The organism is Acinetobacter sp. WC-323, assembly GCF_000314615.1.
Taxonomy (GTDB): Bacteria; Pseudomonadota; Gammaproteobacteria; order Pseudomonadales; family Moraxellaceae; genus Acinetobacter; species Acinetobacter courvalinii.
In genome coordinates this window covers 127,493-146,345 of the sequence record NZ_AMZS01000058.1, presented here as the reverse complement: position 1 = coordinate 146,345, position 18,853 = coordinate 127,493, and the positions used below count along the sequence as shown (strand labels likewise).

General features: G+C 46.9%; 11 protein-coding genes. 4 read left to right on the top strand and 7 right to left on the bottom strand.

Features of this window, described 5'->3' with window-relative positions; genetic code table 11:
- Position 1: 1 nt before the first annotated feature.
- The 5 genes from ACINWC323_RS05050 to ACINWC323_RS05070 all read right to left on the bottom strand — a co-directional run bounded on the left by ACINWC323_RS05050 (position 2) and on the right by ACINWC323_RS05070 (position 5,622).
- On the bottom strand, positions 2–1,318 hold the full coding sequence (locus ACINWC323_RS05050) for an FAD-dependent oxidoreductase (RefSeq protein ID WP_009514291.1): 1,317 nt from the start codon (positions 1,316–1,318) through the stop codon (positions 2–4).
- A 120-nt stretch (positions 1,319–1,438) separates the two neighbouring features.
- On the bottom strand, positions 1,439–3,058 hold the full coding sequence (locus ACINWC323_RS05055; protein WP_009514153.1) for an ABC1 kinase family protein: 1,620 nt from the start codon (positions 3,056–3,058) through the stop codon (positions 1,439–1,441).
- A gap of 18 nt (positions 3,059–3,076) precedes the next feature.
- Complete coding sequence (locus ACINWC323_RS05060; RefSeq protein WP_009514256.1) at positions 3,077–3,751, bottom strand: ubiquinone biosynthesis accessory factor UbiJ; 675 nt, start codon at positions 3,749–3,751, stop codon at positions 3,077–3,079.
- 10 nt (positions 3,752–3,761) lie between these two features.
- Entirely contained in the window at positions 3,762–4,703 is a 942-nt protein-coding gene (ubiE, locus tag ACINWC323_RS05065; RefSeq protein ID WP_005226482.1) for a bifunctional demethylmenaquinone methyltransferase/2-methoxy-6-polyprenyl-1,4-benzoquinol methylase UbiE, read from the bottom strand.
- Between the two features lie 211 nt (positions 4,704–4,914).
- A complete protein-coding gene (locus tag ACINWC323_RS05070) occupies positions 4,915–5,622 on the bottom strand; it encodes a DUF8198 family protein (protein ID WP_009514118.1) in 708 nt (235 codons plus the stop codon).
- A 207-nt stretch (positions 5,623–5,829) separates the two neighbouring features.
- Here ACINWC323_RS05070 and pap point away from each other — a divergent pair, with 207 nt between their 5' ends.
- Positions 5,830–7,248, top strand: coding sequence for a polyphosphate:AMP phosphotransferase (pap, locus tag ACINWC323_RS05075; RefSeq protein WP_032881636.1), 1,419 nt, complete (start codon positions 5,830–5,832; stop codon positions 7,246–7,248).
- Between the two features lie 27 nt (positions 7,249–7,275).
- Here the strand turns inward: pap and ACINWC323_RS05080 are convergent, their stop codons facing one another.
- Entirely contained in the window at positions 7,276–8,568 is a 1,293-nt protein-coding gene (locus ACINWC323_RS05080; protein ID WP_009514170.1) for an MFS transporter, read from the bottom strand.
- Between the two features lie 266 nt (positions 8,569–8,834).
- Positions 8,835–9,341, bottom strand: a complete 507-nt coding sequence (locus ACINWC323_RS05085) for a hypothetical protein (protein WP_005226490.1) — start codon at positions 9,339–9,341, stop codon at positions 8,835–8,837.
- A gap of 190 nt (positions 9,342–9,531) precedes the next feature.
- Between ACINWC323_RS05085 and ACINWC323_RS05090 the strand changes: the two genes are divergently transcribed.
- The 3 genes from ACINWC323_RS05090 to recD all read left to right on the top strand — a co-directional run bounded on the left by ACINWC323_RS05090 (position 9,532) and on the right by recD (position 18,801).
- Positions 9,532–13,233 carry an exodeoxyribonuclease V subunit gamma gene (locus tag ACINWC323_RS05090; protein WP_009514219.1) on the top strand — a complete coding sequence of 1,234 codons (3,702 nt, stop codon included), beginning with the start codon at positions 9,532–9,534 and terminating at the stop codon, positions 13,231–13,233.
- Positions 13,234–13,236: 3 nt separating this feature from the next.
- Entirely contained in the window at positions 13,237–16,950 is a 3,714-nt protein-coding gene (locus ACINWC323_RS05095; protein ID WP_009514311.1) for a UvrD-helicase domain-containing protein, read from the top strand.
- A gap of 147 nt (positions 16,951–17,097) precedes the next feature.
- On the top strand, positions 17,098–18,801 hold the full coding sequence (recD, locus tag ACINWC323_RS05100) for an exodeoxyribonuclease V subunit alpha (RefSeq protein ID WP_502322128.1): 1,704 nt from the start codon (positions 17,098–17,100) through the stop codon (positions 18,799–18,801).
- Positions 18,802–18,853 lie beyond the last annotated feature (52 nt).

Below are 18,853 nucleotides of genomic sequence, written 5' to 3'. Positions count from 1 at the left end.
CTCATTCATATTCAAGGACAGATGCATTGGTATTTTTCAATGCATGGTTTGAACCAGCATAATGTGCCACCTGCTGATAATCCAGTTGTTGAAACAGTCCTGTCTTTAAGCCTGAAATGGTGATGGCCATTTCTTTACGAAAATAGGGGATTTGATACAGCCAAGGGAAGGTCAGATCGCGTATGCCACCTGCCCACCAATGATCAGATTGATACAATGGCGTTAATAATCGGCTGAGAAACTGGTAGAACCGGGTCGAAGAACGACGATGTTGATGGTAGTGTTGCCAGAGCATGGGCCAGTCGGTTTGCTGATGAGGGGTTGCAGCCTGTAAGGATTGAGAAAAAGCCCAGGCATCCATTAAAGCCATATTGGCCCCTTGTCCCAGTTGTGGACTCATGGCATGGGCAGCATCACCGATCACGCCGATTCGCCCTTGTCCAAATTGTGACATCACCACATCCTGGTATTGAGCGGAAAGCCATTGCGGTTGATTCTGCTGATTTGCCAAAAGCTGTTTGAGCCAGTCTCCAACCTCAGGCCAACGATCGCCGACTTGCTGTAACCATTGCTGTTTTGCCGATTCATCTTTGAGAAAAGCGTCCAGTTGCGCGGTCGGCAAACTCCAGAACACACTGGACAATCGTTGTTGTGGAGCAGACGGGATGGCACCTGTGGGCAGCACACCCATCATGATTTGGGAACGGTCATAGAATTGATGCAAAATTTCAGGATTTAAGTTTGGGCATTCTGGCACGATGCTCCACGCCGCACCCCACGGATATGCCTGATCCACTTGAACCCATGCTTTGGGGCGTAACTGGCTACGGGCACCATTGGCAATCAGGACGGCATCAAAATGTTGATCAAATTTCTGTTGCTGATGCGTACCGAATAGCCGAACTGCATGGGTACTTTCCTGAATCGAGTCGATTGAGTGACTCATCCGCCAGGTGACATGACTAGAATATTCAGCCAGCTTTTGGGTGAGGACGTGACATAAAGTTGCGCGATGAATGCCGAGTCCATACAGATTGCTGCCTGCCTCACGATAATGACTATTTACCAACAGTCGTTTATCTGCAAGCTGGCCTTCTAAGCCAGTCACTCTGGCACCGAATTGAAGTGCATGCTCCAGTACCCCTAAATGCTCAAAGACGGCTAAACCTGCAGGTTGTAAAAGTAAGCCTGCACCAACTGGCGAAAGCGTCTCAACTTGCTCGAATAGGGTGACGTGATGGCCTGCGCGTGCCAGTAGAATGGCGCTTGCCAAGCCAGCTGTGCCCGCACCGATAATAGCAAAATGAGGTAATTTCATTATTTATTCTTTTCAGACTGTTATCAGATCATTTCATCATGATCTTAACTGATCCCGGTCAGTTTGAAAAATGAATCCTGAGGCATAAAAAATCCCTTGTCTAAGCAAGGGATCTGAACCTTATTTCATGATGCGCCACAGGGCAATCAGACTACTCAGTACAATCAGAACAATGGAAATAAACCACGGTGTAATAATCGCAATCGTCAGTAAAATCAGCATGCTGCTGCCAAACATCCAGCTACGTCTTTGCTGATGCTGCATTTGCAAACGCATTTGCTGGATTTCACGCAGTTGTTTGTCATGCCACGCCGACTGATTTTTTAAACCATTCAGACTGTCGATCAGCAGGCTTGGAATATCTTGTGCACTCAATAGCAGATCTGGAATTTGCTGGCCCAGTTCTTTCATGTTCTTGACCGGGTTCATATTGGCCTTGACCCATTCGGTTAGAATCGGTTTGGCCAGTTTCCAGATATCCAGTTGCGGGTAAAGATCTGTTCCCAGACCTTCAACATGCACCAGTGTCTTGAGCAAGAGCATGAGTTGCGGTGGAATTTCCAGATGGAAACGACGTGCAATATCCATGACCTGAATCAGGATACCGGCGAAATCCAGTTGATCCATCGGCTTTGAAACCATTGGCCCGACCGTACGGCGCATTTCACGCGATAAGGCATCCTGATCGGTGCCTGGCGGAATCCAGCCGGCCTGATGCACGATCTGGATCAGTTGCATAAAGTTGCTGTTCATCACGGCCAGCAACATACGTGCAACAGTCATCTGGTCATGCTTGGACAGCTCACCCATGATGGCACAGTCCAGCGCAATAAAGCGTGGATTGCTTGGGTTAATGGTCTCGACAAAGACATTGCCCGGATGCATGTCCGCATGGAAGAAGTTGTCGCGGAACACCTGGGTGAAGAAAATGGTCAGGCCTTTTTCTGCCAGATCGGCGCGATCCATGCCTAAACGGTCAAAGGTCGCGATGTCCGAGATCGGCACGCCGGTAATCCGTTCCGCCACCATCACATCTTTACTGTCCATATAGACTTCAGGCACGTACATCATGCTTGAACCGGTAAAGTAGTGACGCATACGACGGGTATTGTCGGCTTCCAGGCTCAGGTCCAGTTCATTTAAAATGATCTGGCGATAATCTTGAATGATTTCAGACAAATGTAAGGCACGGGCCGCTTCCAGACGGTTTTCCAGCCAGTCACCTAACCAGGCCAGAATTTCAAAATCTTGCAGAATCTGACTGCGAATATCCGGGCGCGTAACTTTCACCACCACTTCGCGGCCATCATGTAACGCCGCTGTATGCACCTGTGCAATCGAAGCGGCAGCAAGCGGCTGTTCATCAAAGCGTGAGAACAGGGTGGTGACATCCGCTTTTAGTGATTCCTGAATCCGTTGTTTTGCCAGTTGCGTGTCATAGGGCTTAACCTGATCTTGTAATAATACCAGTTGCGATAATACCTCTGGCGGAATCAGGTCGCGGCGTGTGGACAATAGCTGTCCCAGCTTAATCGCCAGCGGCCCCATGTCTTCAAGTGCTTCTTTCAGTTTAAGCGGATTCTTTTTCTCACGACTCGACCAGGCCGCAGGATGCATCTTAATGATATTTAAGGCATGACGTGCTTTAACCGGTAATTCTTCCGCAGGGAACAGGGTATCAAGGCGATAGTGTGCTGCGATACGCCAGAGTTCATGTAACCGTTTAACATGCGGAATCATATAAAGTCTTACCTAGTCTTATGTGGGTTGCTTTGGTGGATTAACTTGAGTATTGAGCTGTTGAAGCTTGGCTTCTAGACGATCAATTTCCTGATTGAGTTGGCGGGTCTCTCGATTGAGATCATCCATTTGCCAACGTGGGGCAAATAAACCGCTGTCTTCTTTTAAGGCATCTTCAACAAAAAATAAATGGCTTTGCAGGGAGCGTTTTAACTGTTTCGGTGCAAGTTGCACTTTACCCAACTCATGTGCCAGTTGTGGGCCGATCCACGGTGATAAATGCGCTGCCAGATCAGGCTCGGCCTGCTGCATGATTCTTTGAATATCCTGCAATAAGTGATAATCACCTTGCAATGGAATATTGCCAATCTGATCCATGTCGCTAAGCAGTAATTTAACCAGCTCAACGGTATTTTCAACATGCAAGGTTGCAGTGGCATCCTTGAGGGTCTTTTGAGGATCAAAAGGACGTTGCTCAAAAATAGAAGGGTTTTGACTTTGTCCCGTCACGGTCGGTTCGAGACGAACTCTATTCTCATCAAAAAACACATCAACCGAGAGTTGTGGGCTATCAATCACAACACGTAATAATTGACCTTGTAGCTGATTGAGCTGCATGCGGGTAATCGCATCCAGATCAATCACATGATGAATGATACGTTCGACTGCACCGAGTGCTAAAATCGACCACATATCTTAAACCTTAAAGTTTGAATCCACGATGAACCGCAACAATACCACCAGTTAAGTTGTGATAGTCACAGCTTTGGAATCCGGCATTTTCCATCATCCCTTTCAGGGTGCGCTGGTCCGGGTGCATACGGATCGATTCAGCCAGATATTTATAGCTTTCAGAATCATTGGCCACCAGTTTGCCCATGATCGGCAAGGCGGTGAATGAATACAGGTCATACAGTTTTGAGAATGGCTCAAACACGGGCTTGGAAAACTCAAGAATCAATAAGCGGCCGCCTGGCTTAAGCACGCGATACATCGCTTGTAATGCAGCATCTTTATCAGTCACATTACGCAGACCAAAGCTGATGGTGACCAAATCAAAACTGTTGTCTGCAAATGGCTCTAAAGTTTCAGCATTGGCCAGTACGAAATCAACATTGGTACAGCCGGCATCAATCAGACGGTCACGGCCGACATTGAGCATCGATTCGTTGATGTCTGATAAAACCACATGACCTTGTGGCCCAACTTCTCGGCTGAAGACTTTGGCCAAGTCACCTGTACCACCGGCAATATCCAGTACGTGCTGACCACGACGAACGCCTGACATGTTAATCGCAAAGCGTTTCCAGAGACGGTGAATACCAAATGACATCAAGTCATTCATGATGTCGTATTTGCTGGCAACGGAATGGAACACTTCGGCAACTTTTTGTGCCTTGTCATCACTACTCACGGTTTGATAACCGAAGTGTGTGGTTGCACCAACGTTGCCGGTATTGGCACCACGCGGCAAATTATATTTTGGGATTGAAGCTGTTGAGGTCGGTGCAGCATCTGGTTGTAAAGACTGTTGCTGACCTTGTGGGGTGCCTTGTGGCAGTGGCGTGTTTAAGAAAGGGCTGACTTTGTCTGAACTTGGGTTTTGCTCAACTTCTGGGGTAGGCTGTTGGTTTTCGTTAGACATTGTTTTCTCCTAAACTTTCGCTCTAGCGGCACGAATCAGCAAGCATGATGACAGATTTTGTATCTTTTTACAGGGTTTCGCATGTAATTGATATGAATAATATACAGAAAGTCACTTTCTCAAAAGGGTTTTAATTTTTCTTAAGATTTGAAAAGACTCATTTTTCTATTTCAGCCATAGGCAGGATGGCTGAAATAGAAGCAGACTTATCCTAGTCACGAAATGGATTTGGATGTCCTGCATGAACTTTATCAATGATTTCCCGCTCTTTTTCACTGAAGGTTTTGATAAAGCTTGCCGCAGATTTCATCGGTTTCATCGCAGCGAAACCTTCCTGAATAAACTCATACATGCCATCAAACTGGTATTTATGTGCGATGCCTTTACACATTTTAAAGGCCGCATACATCATGGTTGAACGCATATATTTATCCAGTGTCACGCCTAATTCATCCAGAAGCTGCAGTTGCTCATAGCGTGCCTCGCCCTGATCCAGTTTAATCAGGGTCTGGCGCATGATTTCATCGGTCAAAGGGGTTTCGAGCGGATAATCTTCCAGCAATTGCTGAGCCACCTGTTCGTCCAGTCGTGTTGCAAGTACCGCTAAGCTCACTGATTTAGTGCCTGTTTTAATCGCATTTTCAGGCAGCAGGCTTTCGGCTTTATGGGCATATTTGAGTAGACGTTCGATTTGTTGCGCCATGGCATCAAAGTCTGGCCCACCATATAAGCGATTTAAAAAGTACGCTGCCATAAGCTGGTTTTTTGGTTCGGCAAAGAATTCGGCATGCGTCTCGGCAATCCGTGCTTTCATCCATGCCTGTACTTCATGCAATCGCTGCGCAATCGCTGGATTCTGGTGGTAATTCAAAGATTGATATTCTAATAAAAGTTGATCAAATGCAGCGAGTTTTGACATGTTCGAACTCAAAGAAAATAAAACGATAAAATCATAGGCATCATCATAGCGGAGAACCATGACAGCATAAACTTTAAATGCTTAATAATTGGTCAGTATGGCCGTGTCGTGGCAGTCAACATAAACTGTACATGGGTTTTTGCATGAACATTTATAGTTTGAACGATACCTATTTTAATTTTAATAATGAGCCAGTTAGAGCAGCACATGAGTAAACAACAACCGACATTTGAATTGCGTGATGAAGATGAACTCTCTTTGGACCTGATCGAGGCGCAATATGCCTTAAAAGAAAGCCGCGACAAAAAGAATGCTAAAAGTGTACTGGTTCTGGTCAGTGGCATTGAACTGGCAGGTAAAGGAGAGGCGGTTAAACAGTTACGTGAATGGCTGGATCCACGCTATTTACGGGTCAAGGCAGATGCACCGCAGTTTTTAACCAATAACCAGCCATTTTGGCAGTCCTATAGCCGCTTTATCCCGGCTGAAGGGCAGATCGTGGTGATGTTTGGTAACTGGTATAGCGATTTGCTCACCACGGCGATGCATGTATCCAAGCCCCTGAATGAACAACTGTTTGATGGCTATATTGAACAAATGCGGGCTTTTGAGCATGATTTGCAGAATAATCATGTCCATATTGTCAAAGTCTGGTTTGATTTATCCTGGAAATCACTGCAAAAACGCTTAGACCAGATCGATGCTTCGGAACAGCGCTGGCATAAATTACACGGTCTGGATTGGCGCAATAAAAAACAATACGATACCTTGCAGGGCTTGAGCCAGCGCTTTACCGATGACTGGTTTGTGATTGATGGCGAAGATGAAAAGTTGCGCGATCAAAGTTTTGCCCAGTATCTTTTGCAAACCTTACAGGAGTTGCCAGAACACCAGACCAAAGTGAGTCAGAAGTGGCAACAGGCCGAGATTCCCCAACACTTGCAGGAACCAGCGCAAGCCAGCCTGGAAAAACAGGACTATAAAGAACAACTGCGTAAACTGAGCAAGAAAGTGGCCGAAAAGCTACGATTTGATGAACGTAAAGTCGTGATCTGCTTTGAAGGTATGGATGCGGCAGGTAAGGGTGGAGCAATCAAACGCATCGTCAAAAAACTCGATCCGAGAGAATATGAAATCCATACCATTGCAGCGCCGGAACGTTATGAATTGCGCCGACCTTATTTGTGGCGTTTCTGGAATAGATTAAATGATAGCGGCAAGATCACCATTTTTGACCGGACCTGGTATGGGCGGGTACTGGTTGAACGCATTGAAGGTTTTGCCTCTACAGTAGAATGGCAGCGTGCCTATAACGAAATTAACCGTTTTGAAGAAAATCTGGTGGATAGCCAGACCGTGATCGTCAAAATCTGGCTAGCGATTAGTAAAGAGGAGCAGGCGCTCCGCTTCAAGGCACGTGAACAGACAGCGCATAAACGCTTTAAGATCACCGAAGAAGACTGGCGTAACCGTGAGAAATGGGATGATTATCTCAAGGCAGCGGCGGATATGTTGGAACGGACCGATACCGATTATGCACCGTGGTATGTGATTGCAACGGATGATAAATATTCAGCACGGATTCAGGTTTTAAAAGCAATTTTGCAACAACTGAAGGCGGATTAATCCGCCTTCAGGCTAACTTCATCTCAATTAATTGTTATTTGCCAGTTGTGCGCTATAGCTGCGATGTTGGCGGAATACGATCAGTGTCGCGATTAAACTGGTGATCGCAGCAAACATCAGCCAGAAAGCAGGCATACTCTTATTGCCTGAGCTCTGCACCAGATAGGTGGCGATCATGGGCGTAAGCCCGCCAAAAATCGAGGTGGCAAAGCTATAAGCCACCGAGAAACCTGCAATGCGGACTGAACTTGGCATCATTTCAGCCAGTGAAACCACCAGTGCGCCATTGTAGAAGCTATACAGCAATGAGAACCACAATAACACCATCAGCATGTGCGACAGGCTAATGGTCTGGGTGAGCCAGCTGAGTAAAGGATAAGCACTGATAAAGATCAACAAGGTGGTTGTGATTAAAAGGGGTTTTCGACCAAATTTATCGGAAAGATGTCCGCCAATCGGTAATAAAATAAAGTTACTCAGTCCAACCATAATGGTGGCGATCAAGCTTTCGGTACGGGTCAAATGCAGCACCTCTTTACCGTAGGTCGGGGTATAGACGGTAATGAAGTAGAACATGGTGGTCGTGGTTGCAACCATACACACACCAGCCAGCACGATTTTCCAGTTGGCTGCCAAGGTAGTTAGAATTTGTCGGGTACTTGGATGCTCTTTACGCGAGGCAAAGGCTTCTGTTTCAGCCAGTGACTTCCGTAGCCAGAAAATAAAGGGAATGATGGCACAGCCGACAAAGAAGGGGATTCGCCATGCCCAAGCATCGACCTGGGCCTTGGTAAAGACCAGGCTGACGATATACCCCAATACGGCGGCAAAAATTACCGCGACTTGCTGACTGGCAGATTGCCAGCTGGTAATAAAACCACGGTTATGCGGTTCGGCAATTTCGGACAGATACACCGAGACCCCACCGAGTTCCACACCAGCCGAAAAACCTTGCGCAAGGCGTCCGGCAAAAATCAGGACAGTGGCTGCAAAGCCGATACTGGCATAGCTGGGGGTAAAGGCAATGATTAACGAGCCAAATGCCATAATGCTCAAGGTCACCATCAGGCCTTTACGGCGGCCGATCCGGTCTACATAAGGACCCAGTACCAGTGCGCCAATCGGACGCATCAGAAAGCTGACCGCAAATACCAGAAAGGTTTTCATCAGTGCGGCATAACTGCTGTCGGAATGGAAGAATGTCTCGCCGATGGCCTGGGCATAAAGACCGAACAGGAAGAAGTCGTATTGTTCAAGGAAGTTCCCGCTGGTCACATTAAAAATGGTACGGACACGAGAGGGGGATTGGCTGGTTTGCACAACGACGCTCCATCATCTAATTATCTTCGAGATGTGGAGATTAAAAATACAATCTTTATGAAAGCTTAAAAAATTAAGTGAATATTAACGTAATTGTGGTGTTTTTTTATGGATCTGTTGGCCTGATGTAACCCAGCGCATCCAGATGAGCAATAGACACGAAAGCTAATAAGCCGGATTCGGAATATTTTTTAATTCTATTTTGAAGCACTTAATTTCATTCATCAAACAGCAGGTATGCGAACCGCTACCTGCTGCGATAGAACTTACGCTACGATGGTGGTCCGGCTTTTCTGCTGAATCCGTTTTGCCAGGTTATAGCAATCCTGCACATGCGCTTCAGTGATTTTGCGCATCATGAAATAGCCCAGACTGGCCGCGACCAGTTGGCCGCCCAAAGGAATAAATTTAGTTACCTGTTTGGTGGCAATTTTAGTGAAAAAGCCATTAAACGACTTTTTCATCGCGGTACGTGCCACCACAAAACCTGAAAACTCGAATCCGCGTTTACGTAATTCATCCCAGTGAACTTTTTTGGTTTGAGGGTCATACACACTGATATGTTCGGGTGCCAAACCAAAGCGGGCATTAATATCCGGAATGATCTGGGTCAGCATGCCCAGGTCGACCACCACATCAAAGAATGGAATCGGTACAATTGCTGCACCTGCTGACCAATATGCACGCTTTTTAGCCATTTCTAAACATTCATCACGGATCTGTTCCAAGTTTAAGCTTGGGTCAATCGAATCAGGAATTTTTTCAATTTTCATAAAGTTATACCTAAAGTCTATCCCTTGATAGTACATTCAATACGATTGAATGGTGAATTTCAAAACAATTTTTTTGTTGGATTGTGTATTTAACGTGACTTCATGATATGAAGTTGAATGTTGTATAGTGAGCATTATGGACGGTTTCGTGCAACAAAATGATCATTTTTTGATGAGGTTATATTAATACATGGGTATTCATGTTATTCAAAGTCAACGCCTTGAAGTGTTATTGCAAGGTGTGATGGCATCAATTACCCAACCCGGCGATTCCCCCTTTCAGGTGTTTAAAACCCAGCATTTTATTGTTCCGAGTCCTGCACAACAACAATGGCTGACGCAGAAAATTGCGGAACAGCAAGGCATGACTGCCAATTACCAGTTTCATCAACGTATCCGTGGTTTCCAATGGTATGCCTATCAGCAGGTACTTGAAAATAAAGAGCAGGTGCGCAAGGCCAATATTCCACGATTAATTTTAAAATGGCGTATTCATCAAGCCTTACAGCCCTTTATCCGTGCTGATCAACTCGATCTCGCCACAGATCATCCTCTCTATTCGATTGTGCAGCGCATTTATGACAGTGCGGCCCAATTACCGCAGGGCACAGAAAAACAGTTAAAAAAGCAGAGCATGCTGTATTGGGTAGCGGAACAGGTGTCGCACCTGTTTAATAACTACATGATTTATCGTGGTCATTGTCAAAAAGGCTGTCGTAGTGAATGCAGTTGCTCAAGTAACTGGCTCTCCACCTGGGGGCAGAATAAAGCACTGGATATTGAACAGCTGATTGCCAAGACGGATCAGCAGACCTCAGCCTTTAGCTTAAACCAGACCGAGCAACTGGAAGCATGGCAGCGCTGGTTATGGCAAAACTATTTCCATGATGACTTTATCGAAATGCAGGGGATTGATGCTGATTTCTGGCAGACCTTAGCGCATGCGCAGACCCGGGACAAAGCGCTGGCACAGTTACCGAATCAAGTGATCGTTTTTACCGTGCTGGATTTGCCCCCCAGCCAGCTGCAGTTTTTACGCCGTTTAGGTCAATATCTGGATGTGGTGATTTTGCACTATAACCCGTCACAGGAATATTGGGCGGATAGCGTCGATCCGCTATGGAAACAACGTTATGATCTCGGGGTGAAAGAGCGGTTTATTGCCAAGCATCCCAAGGCAACCGATGCGGAAATTGCTGCTTTCTTTGAGCGCTTCAGTTTAGGGTTTAATGCCTTGAATCGTGAATCTCGCCATCCCTTACTGACCCGTTTAGGCAAGCAGGCACGCGATCACTTCTCTCTGTTATCGCAACTGGCAACCGGTGAGGAAGGCAAATGGATTGATGCCTTTGAGGATTATTTCCCAGAGACGCTACTGGGCAAAATCCAGTCGGATATTTTCTATCTGGCTGAACCTGTCCCTGAGCAATATGAGCTGGCGGCGGAAGATCATTCTATCCAGTTTCATGTCTGTCATTCCAGCTTAAGACAACTCGAAGTGTTAAAAGAGCAACTGCTACATTGGTTATCGCAAGCAGATCCAACACCGCGCCGTCCAAGTGATATTCTGGTTCTGACCCCGAATCTGACCGAGCTTGAGCCGCTGATTCGTAGTGTGTTTCCTTCCGTGCCGAATGATCATGATGTGTTTTTACCGGTTAAGATTGCGGGTGTGGCACAGCTGGATGCACTCAATGCCTGGCGGGCAGTCTTGGGACGTTTGCAACTGACGCAAACCCGAATGACCCAAGATGATTTTGCGGACTGGCTGAACCTGTCGGCAACCCAGCAACGCTATGGACTAGATTATCACCAGGCCCAACGCATCTTGAGCTTACTCAATGAAGCCGGTTTTAAACGCGGTCTGGATGAAGAACATCTCAAGCATAGTCTAAGTGCCGATGATCAGGACTACCGTTATAGCTTTAAATTTGCTTTAGACCGTCTGGCTTTAGGTATTGCCGTACCTGCTCATGTAATGGTGCAACAAACTTTAAGCTATGCACTGGTCCAGCCGAGTGATTTTGAACTGATTGGCATCCTGATTCAGATATATCAGGATTTATCGGTGCGACGTCACTGGCTAGTGGCACATGAGCAAGGGAAACGCTTACCAGTAGAGACCTGGCTCAAATGCCTGAAAGCAGATGTTCAGGAATTTGAGCAGGCTGAGATTGTGGCCTTAAAGGCGGTGCGTGAAATTATCCAGAAGCAGGAGCGTATGCTGACGCTGGCCAGTTATTATGAAGAGATGGAAAGCCAGTTACGCCAGATTTCTTTGCCCTTGCCTTATATCATTGAAGAAATTCAACGCACGCTGGAAAGCCAGTCGGCACAGGTTGAACCTACTGGGCAAATTACCTTTAGCCAGATCGGTCAGATTCGCCCGATTCCTTATCGACTCATTGTGATGTTGAACCTGGATACTGGAAAATTTCCAAACCGGGATAGTCATATTCCCTTTGACCTGATGGATGCATTACGTCAGCAATTGGGGGACCGTTCCCGTCTGGAAGATGATCAGGGCGCTTTTCTGGATGCTGTCTTGCTGGCACAGGAACAATTATGGTTGTTCTATAATGGCTTTGATGTGAGTGATGGGGAAGTGCGGGAGCCATCCAGTGTGTTACAGCATTTCCGTGAGCATTTGGCACTGATTATAAAGCCACCCCTTTCTAAATCTCTCCCCGAGGGAGAGTCTTCATTGGGTGAAATTTCTCTCAGCCCAGCTTTAAACAAGGGCGATTCTGGGATGGTGGCAGATTTGTCTAAGGAGTTTGCAGCCTTGCAACTTCCGACACAGCTTTATCCCTTGTACCATATTCATCGCTTACAACCCTTTGATCCATTAGGTTTTATGGCAGAACAGCGACATAAGCGTTTTCAGGATCAGTGGTTTAAGGTTGCTGCACAGATTCAACAGGACAAAGGCGACCGGGCAGCTTGGGTCAATACGGCTTATCCGGTTGAGAATAATGAGATGCTGATTCTGGATGGCCAGCAATGGATTCAGGATGTCACTTTTCCTGCGCGTTTGTACTTAAAAACTTTGGGCGTAGAAAACCTGAGTGCAACAGAACTCGTTGATCAAAGCGAGCCATTATTGCTGGATGGTCTAGGGAAATATGCCATTCGCCATTTCCTGCAACAGCAGGAGCACAATCCTTCACCTCAGCTATTACAGCATCAGTTACCTGTCGGCAAAGTCCAGCAAAGTGCCTGGCAGCAAAGCTGTCTGGAACAACAGCGTTTACTGGAGCGCTTGCAGCAACATGCCGCAGCGCCCACTGTAACGACCCAGCGCGTTTGGCGTGTATCCAAACATTTACAGATCGGGTGTACCACCCCGAAACAGATCGGTCAGGACTGGATTAGTCTGGATGCCTCCAGTGCCCGAGCCAAGCGTCTTGCCAAGGTCTGGCTGGAATACCTGTTGTGGCTGACGGTACTGGATCACGAGACTGCCACTGAAAAACGCCGTATTGTGGTGTTTAGTGATCAGACCGTGATTTGTGAAGGCTTAAGTTCTCAGCAAGCACGCACTTATCTGCAAGACTGGCTGGAACTGTGGCAGCATGCCCAGCAACAGCCTGTGGTGCTACCAGCAGCCTTGATGTTAAAGCCACTGGAAAAAGGCAAACAGCATGAATGGTTTGAGCTGGATGCGAAACAGATTTTAGTCGAGGACAGTCAAAAGCAGCTACTGAAAGACTGGAATGATACTGGCGACTTTTCCGGCTTTGACATGAGTCAGAATGAAGCCTGCAAGTTACATCGGGACTGGCAGTTTATTTTGCAGGAACAGGATGCCGCAGCATTATTACAATATGCTTGTGATCACTATTCCTATAGGCTGTATCAGCCAGTGTTTGAATTTTTACGAGTGGAGTAAGGCATGAACGCGCGCTATCCTGTGTCTTTTCAACCGATTCGTGATATTCAGTTCGAAGGCCTGCATCTGATTGAAGCTTCGGCGGGAACTGGCAAAACCTATACCTTGTCCAGTTTAATGGTACGAATTTTCTTAGAAAAATATCTGCCGAATCAGGTGATTGCCACTACCTTTACCCGTGCTGCTGCTGCCGAATTAAAAAGCCGTATCCGTTTACGTCTGGTCGAGATGCAACAGTATCTGGAACCACTGCGGACGGTGCTGGAGCAGGATATCCAAGTTTTGGCTGCACAAGAGTCAGACCCGCTTAAACAGCAGGTATTACAGACTTTTGCACCGCGTATTGCCTATGCCTGTGAACGCTTGAAACTGGTGATTGACCAGTTGGATGAACTGTTTGTCGGGACGCTGGACAGCTTTAGCCAGAAGCTGCTCAGAGAGTTTGCTTTTGAAAGTGGCAAGATCGAAGCGGCGCAGATTACCGATGATGCAAAAAGCTATACCCGTCAATTGATTCATGATGTGTTGCGTGAGTGGATTCAAGCTCAACCGCAACAGGTGATTGATACACTTTATAGCGTAGGTGGTCTGAAGAGTGTGGATCATTTTGTATCCATGGTCGAAAGCTCCCTGAATTTTAGTTCGGCTCAGTTCAAGTTGCCGGCCATGCCCGAGATTGAGCTGGCGCAACTGCAGCAGTGGCAACAGCAAGCTGAACAGATTCAGCTGGAGACGCTGGCGGATTATTTTGATCTGGATGGTGTGCATTATGCGCATATCAATGGCAGCTCTTTCCGTAATCATGCTTTCAATAAGCTGTTTACCGTGCATTGTCCAGCCCTATTAAATGCCTTGAAACAAGCATCACCGCTACAGGTGTTTGATACTTATTTTGAGGCTGATCGCGATGCCATGTTCAAGTTTTTAGACAAGCTCGACAGCCAGAAAATTTTTAAGAAATGTCCTGTAGACATTAGTGATGGTTTTTACCAGCATCCTGCGATCGTACAGCTACAGACACTCTGTCAGGCCCTACAACAGACACAGCAGCAATTTGAGCAGTTGCAGGTGTATCTAAAGGCCTATCTGTGTATTGAAGTCAGAAAAAGGTTGCCTCAGGTTTTACAGCAAAAGGGTGAAACCACATTTTCCCAGCAAATTAAAACCTTGTCCGAAGCTTTAAAAGGCGAGCAGGGACAACATTTCGCGGTATTTGTACAGGCCCGTTATCCGCTGATTCTGGTGGATGAGTTTCAGGATACCAATCAGGATCAGGATGACATGCTGGCCAGTATCTGGCGACATCCGCAGCGCTATCAGAAGGGCTGTATGATCATGGTGGGAGATCGTAAACAGGCGATTTATGGTTTCCGTGGTGGGGATATGCTGACTTTCCTGAATGCCCATCAGGATATTATGGCGAAGCAGGGCTGCGTCTATAAACTGATTCATAACCATCGTTCAGTAAAAGAGCTGGTCGAGGTGGTGGACAGCCTGTTCCAGCGGCAGACTGACTTTGGTGAGCAGGTACTTTATGACCCGATTCAGGCAGGGTCACGTCCACATCCTGCCCTGATTGAAAATAACCAGATCAATCCTGCACCATTACGCTGGTTACAGCTACAAGATGGCAATGAGCAGGCGACCCAAGTGGCCTGGAAAATCCAGACCCTGCTCAATCAGGCCCATGCCGCGGAATTATATTTGGAGGATGAAAATCCTAAAGCCATTTGCGAAGATGATATTGCGGTCCTTTCCCGTAGCCATCGCCAGCTGGATGAAGTGCAATACGTACTGGAGCGTTTGGGCATTCGTGTCAATCGTCCTTCCAAACGCAGTGTGTTTGATTCAGCCATTGCACAAGATGTCGGGGCATTGTTGACTGCCATTCTTCATCCTTATGATGAAGCCAAATTAAAACGTGCCTTACTCAGTCGTTTATTCGGATTTGACTTAAGCCGCTTGTTGGCACTGGAACAGAGTGCAGCAGGCTTGAGCGCATATATCCAGCAGCTGGATGAAATACGGGAAATGTGGCTCAATCAGGGTTTTCTGGCGGCATGGCAACGTTGTCTCAACCAGTTTGGTATCTGGCAGCAACTGGTGGCAACACAAAGTAAGGACAATGAGCGTGCGGTGGTCAATTTACGCCATCTCACCGATATTCTGAGTCAGCACAGCGAACATGTGCAAGGCATACAGAACCTGTATCACTGGTATCTCAAGCAACTACACTCACCCAGTGACCGTGAATGGGAACTGGAACATAAGCTGTCCAGTGAAGCCGGTGTGCAATTGATGACGATTCACCAGTCCAAGGGACTGGAATATAAAATCGTGTTTCTGCTCGGTGCCAATAAAGCCTTTTCGGAAATGCAGAAAAGTTTAAACTTTTCCACTGCCGAGATTCAGCATCCGGAAACTGGACAGGTCCGCACACAACGGGTGGTTGCTGTCGCCGATAAAAACTTTCTGCAGCAGGCTGAACTGGATCAGCATCAGCAACGCGCGCTGGCTGAGCAAAACCGCTTATGGTATGTGGCGCTGACCCGTGCCAGCCATCGGGTCTATGCAGTATTTGAACCTGAGAAAGGCGATAAAAACAAGTTTTCCGGACTGGCATTCTGGAAGAACCAAGGCGATGCTTTCCAGCATCCTTGCTGCGCAGATGAGGCTTTGGTACTGGAACGGCCTTATGCCGCCTACCAGCAGCAAGGTAAACAGAAGTTCCCGCTTGCTGCCCAGCCCTTACCGGAGCAACGCTTTTACGCACGTGGCAAGACCAGTTTCAGTTATCTGGCACAGCATCTCAAGCATAAGGCCAATCGTGTTGATCGCTTGGCGAATATCGATGCTGACTTTGAACAGGCGGAAGATGAACTGCATCTTGCCACTAGCCAAGCCTTAGCGAGCTCTCAACCGATCGCCTGGATTAAACAGTATTTTCCGAAAGGCACGCTGGCCGGCAACTTTCTGCATGAAATCTTCGAGCAGATTGATTTTCAGCGTCCGGAAACGTGGATTGAGGAAATTCGCCGCCGTTTTAAAAATACTTATCAAAGTTTATGGGTCGAATTGCTTGAACAGTATCAGCAGCAGTTTCCGGAGCAGACGCAGCCAGAACAGCAACTGTATGAATGGATCGCTGGCTGGTTGCAGGATGTGCTGGTGACGCCCCTCAATCAGGGCTTTCAATTAAAGCAACTGCTTGCGGGACAATATCTGTCGGAATGTCCTTTCTATCTGGCATTGTCGGATCGGGTACTGGCCATGCAGCGTGTACAGCAACTGTTTGAAGAGTACGGCATCCACATGCCCGAACTGCTTGAGGCCCGGTCTGCCCGTTATCTGAATGGTTCCATCGATCTGGTTTACTTTGACGGTCAGCGCTACCATATCGCCGATTATAAAAGTAATTATTTAGGCACGGCCCAAGCCGATTATCAACATGAGCAAATCGCAGAAAGTATGTCGCTTTCCAGCTACTGGCTACAAGCGGCTTTATATCTGGTGGCGTTGCATCGCTATCTCGGAGTGAAGTTGCAGAATTACAGCATTGGGCAGCATTTGGGTGGTGCATCTTACTTATATTTACGGGGCATGAACGGGCAAGCACAACAGGGTTGTCTGTACTGGAAACCTGAAGACGAATTTATCTTGCGTTTAGACGCTATTCTTGGATATTTCTCTGAGGATAAAGCTGGAAAAATGGTGTAGATAAATTGTGTGAATTTAAACTAAACAAAAGCTTAACTTGTGGATAAGACTGTTTATAACCTTGTGGACAAGCGTGTGGGTAAGTTTGAGGATAACTCTGTGGAAAAGCATGTGGATGATCAGTCTGAGCAAATCACCTGGTTAAATATGTGGAGTCAGTACCTGACACAGGCAACTTTTTCTCAATCTGCCCAATCAGTTGGCGCTGCGCAAATATTACAGCAACTGGTTGAAGCCAGTTTGCAAGGCGACAGTTGTATTGAAGTCAATCCACTACAGCTTGAAGTGCTTGGTGATCTTGCCGTTTCGAGTGAGGCTGCGACCAGTCAGGTGGCGCCGTGCGTCTATGATCAGCAGGGCTTGGCATTATACCGATATTGGCAACTAGAGCAACGCCTCGCTGAACAGATTTGTCGATTAAAGCGACAAACGATTCAAACCCTTCAGGCGGCGGATTATCACGACCTGCTCAGTGATGAGCATCAGCAGAATGCCTTGAAAATGGTGTTGCAACAAGGTTTGAGTATTATTACCGGCGGTCCTGGGACAGGTAAAACCTATACTCTGGCACGTATTATTGCCGCCCTGAACCAGATGATTCCTGATATTCGTATTGCCATGGCGGCGCCTACGGGGAAGGCTGCCCAACGCATGCAGGAAGCCTTACAGAACTCGTTTAATGATCCGAAACTATTGGCATCGGGGCTGATTAGCGATGAATTACGTCATCAAAATACCCAGACCTTGCATCGATTACTGGGCATGGGCAATCGGCAGATTCCACGTTTTAACCAGAAACAGCCTTTACCCTATGATGTGATTGTGGTCGATGAAGCCTCCATGCTGGATTTAAATCTGGCGACTGCTTTGTTTGAAGCCGTGCCTGATCATTGTCGTCTCATTTTATTGGGAGATGCCAATCAGCTGGCTTCGGTGGATGTGGGTTCTGTCTTGGCTGATTTACAGCAAGTCGCTGCATTGGCCGAGAATCGGGTGCAACTGCAAACCAGTCGTCGTTTCTCCGGGGAGGCCAAGATTGGACAACTGGCAAGATTTATTCAGGCTCAGCAACATCAGACCGATGTGGATGCTGTATTGGAAAATCTGGAACGCCAGATCGTGGCCGCAACTGCCTTGCAACCCATTGCGTTGTCTAAAGACATGGCCGACCTGATTCAACTTGAATATCTGCCGCCACAGCATGAGACGGATATTAGCAGCGCCCAGCAGAAACTGATGTATGGCTTTCAAGGCTATATAGATGCGCTAAAGCTGTATATAAAGGCAGACGAACCCGAGCAATATATTCAACAGGTAATACAGCGCTTTGATGATTATCGGATTTTAACCGCGATCCGGCACGGACAATTGGGGATTGAACAGTTAAATCGTCATGCCGAACAATGGCTAAACCAGCAACTCAGACAGATTGCTGTAGGGGACTGGTATATCGGGCGTCCAGTAATGATGACCTATAATGATTACCAGCTTGGTATTTCCAATGGCGATATCGGGATTTGCTTTAAACACAGATCCCAGCCACAACAATTTGAAGTCTTTTTTCCTAGCCTGAATAAATGGATCGCGGCGCATCGCTTACCGCGTAACATGCAGACTGCTTTTGCCTTGACCATTCATAAATCGCAAGGTTCCGAATTTACCCATACCGCGATTGTACTGGATGCCAGTGCGGAGAAATTGCTGAGTCAGGAATTGATCTATACCGCAGTAACCCGGGCCAAAAAAGTAGTCAGTATTCTGGCTGATTCGAAGGCTCTGTTACAGGCGCTTACCACCCGCACAGTACGCCGTAGTGGTTTAGTGCAAAAGATCAATTTGCTCATATTGTGAACTTTTACTTCAAAATATAAGCGTTTGTAAGTAAAAGCTTACAAGGATTCGA

Bases quoted from the DNA above. Each gene is read 5' to 3' on its own strand.
- ACINWC323_RS05090 (WP_009514219.1), top strand. From the start codon at position 9,532: ATGGGTATTCATGTTATTCAAAGTCAACGCCTTGAAGTGTTATTGCAA.
- ubiE (WP_005226482.1), bottom strand. From the start codon at position 4,703: ATGTCTAACGAAAACCAACAGCCTACCCCAGAAGTTGAGCAAAACCCA.
- ACINWC323_RS05095 (WP_009514311.1), top strand. From the start codon at position 13,237: ATGAACGCGCGCTATCCTGTGTCTTTTCAACCGATTCGTGATATTCAG.
- ACINWC323_RS05085 (WP_005226490.1), bottom strand. From the start codon at position 9,341: ATGAAAATTGAAAAAATTCCTGATTCGATTGACCCAAGCTTAAACTTG.
- ACINWC323_RS05055 (WP_009514153.1), bottom strand. From the start codon at position 3,058: ATGATTCCGCATGTTAAACGGTTACATGAACTCTGGCGTATCGCAGCA.
- pap (WP_032881636.1), top strand. From the start codon at position 5,830: ATGAGTAAACAACAACCGACATTTGAATTGCGTGATGAAGATGAACTC.
- ACINWC323_RS05060 (WP_009514256.1), bottom strand. From the start codon at position 3,751: ATGTGGTCGATTTTAGCACTCGGTGCAGTCGAACGTATCATTCATCAT.
- ACINWC323_RS05050 (WP_009514291.1), bottom strand. From the start codon at position 1,318: ATGAAATTACCTCATTTTGCTATTATCGGTGCGGGCACAGCTGGCTTG.
- recD (WP_502322128.1), top strand. From the start codon at position 17,098: ATGTGGAGTCAGTACCTGACACAGGCAACTTTTTCTCAATCTGCCCAA.
- ACINWC323_RS05070 (WP_009514118.1), bottom strand. From the start codon at position 5,622: ATGTCAAAACTCGCTGCATTTGATCAACTTTTATTAGAATATCAATCT.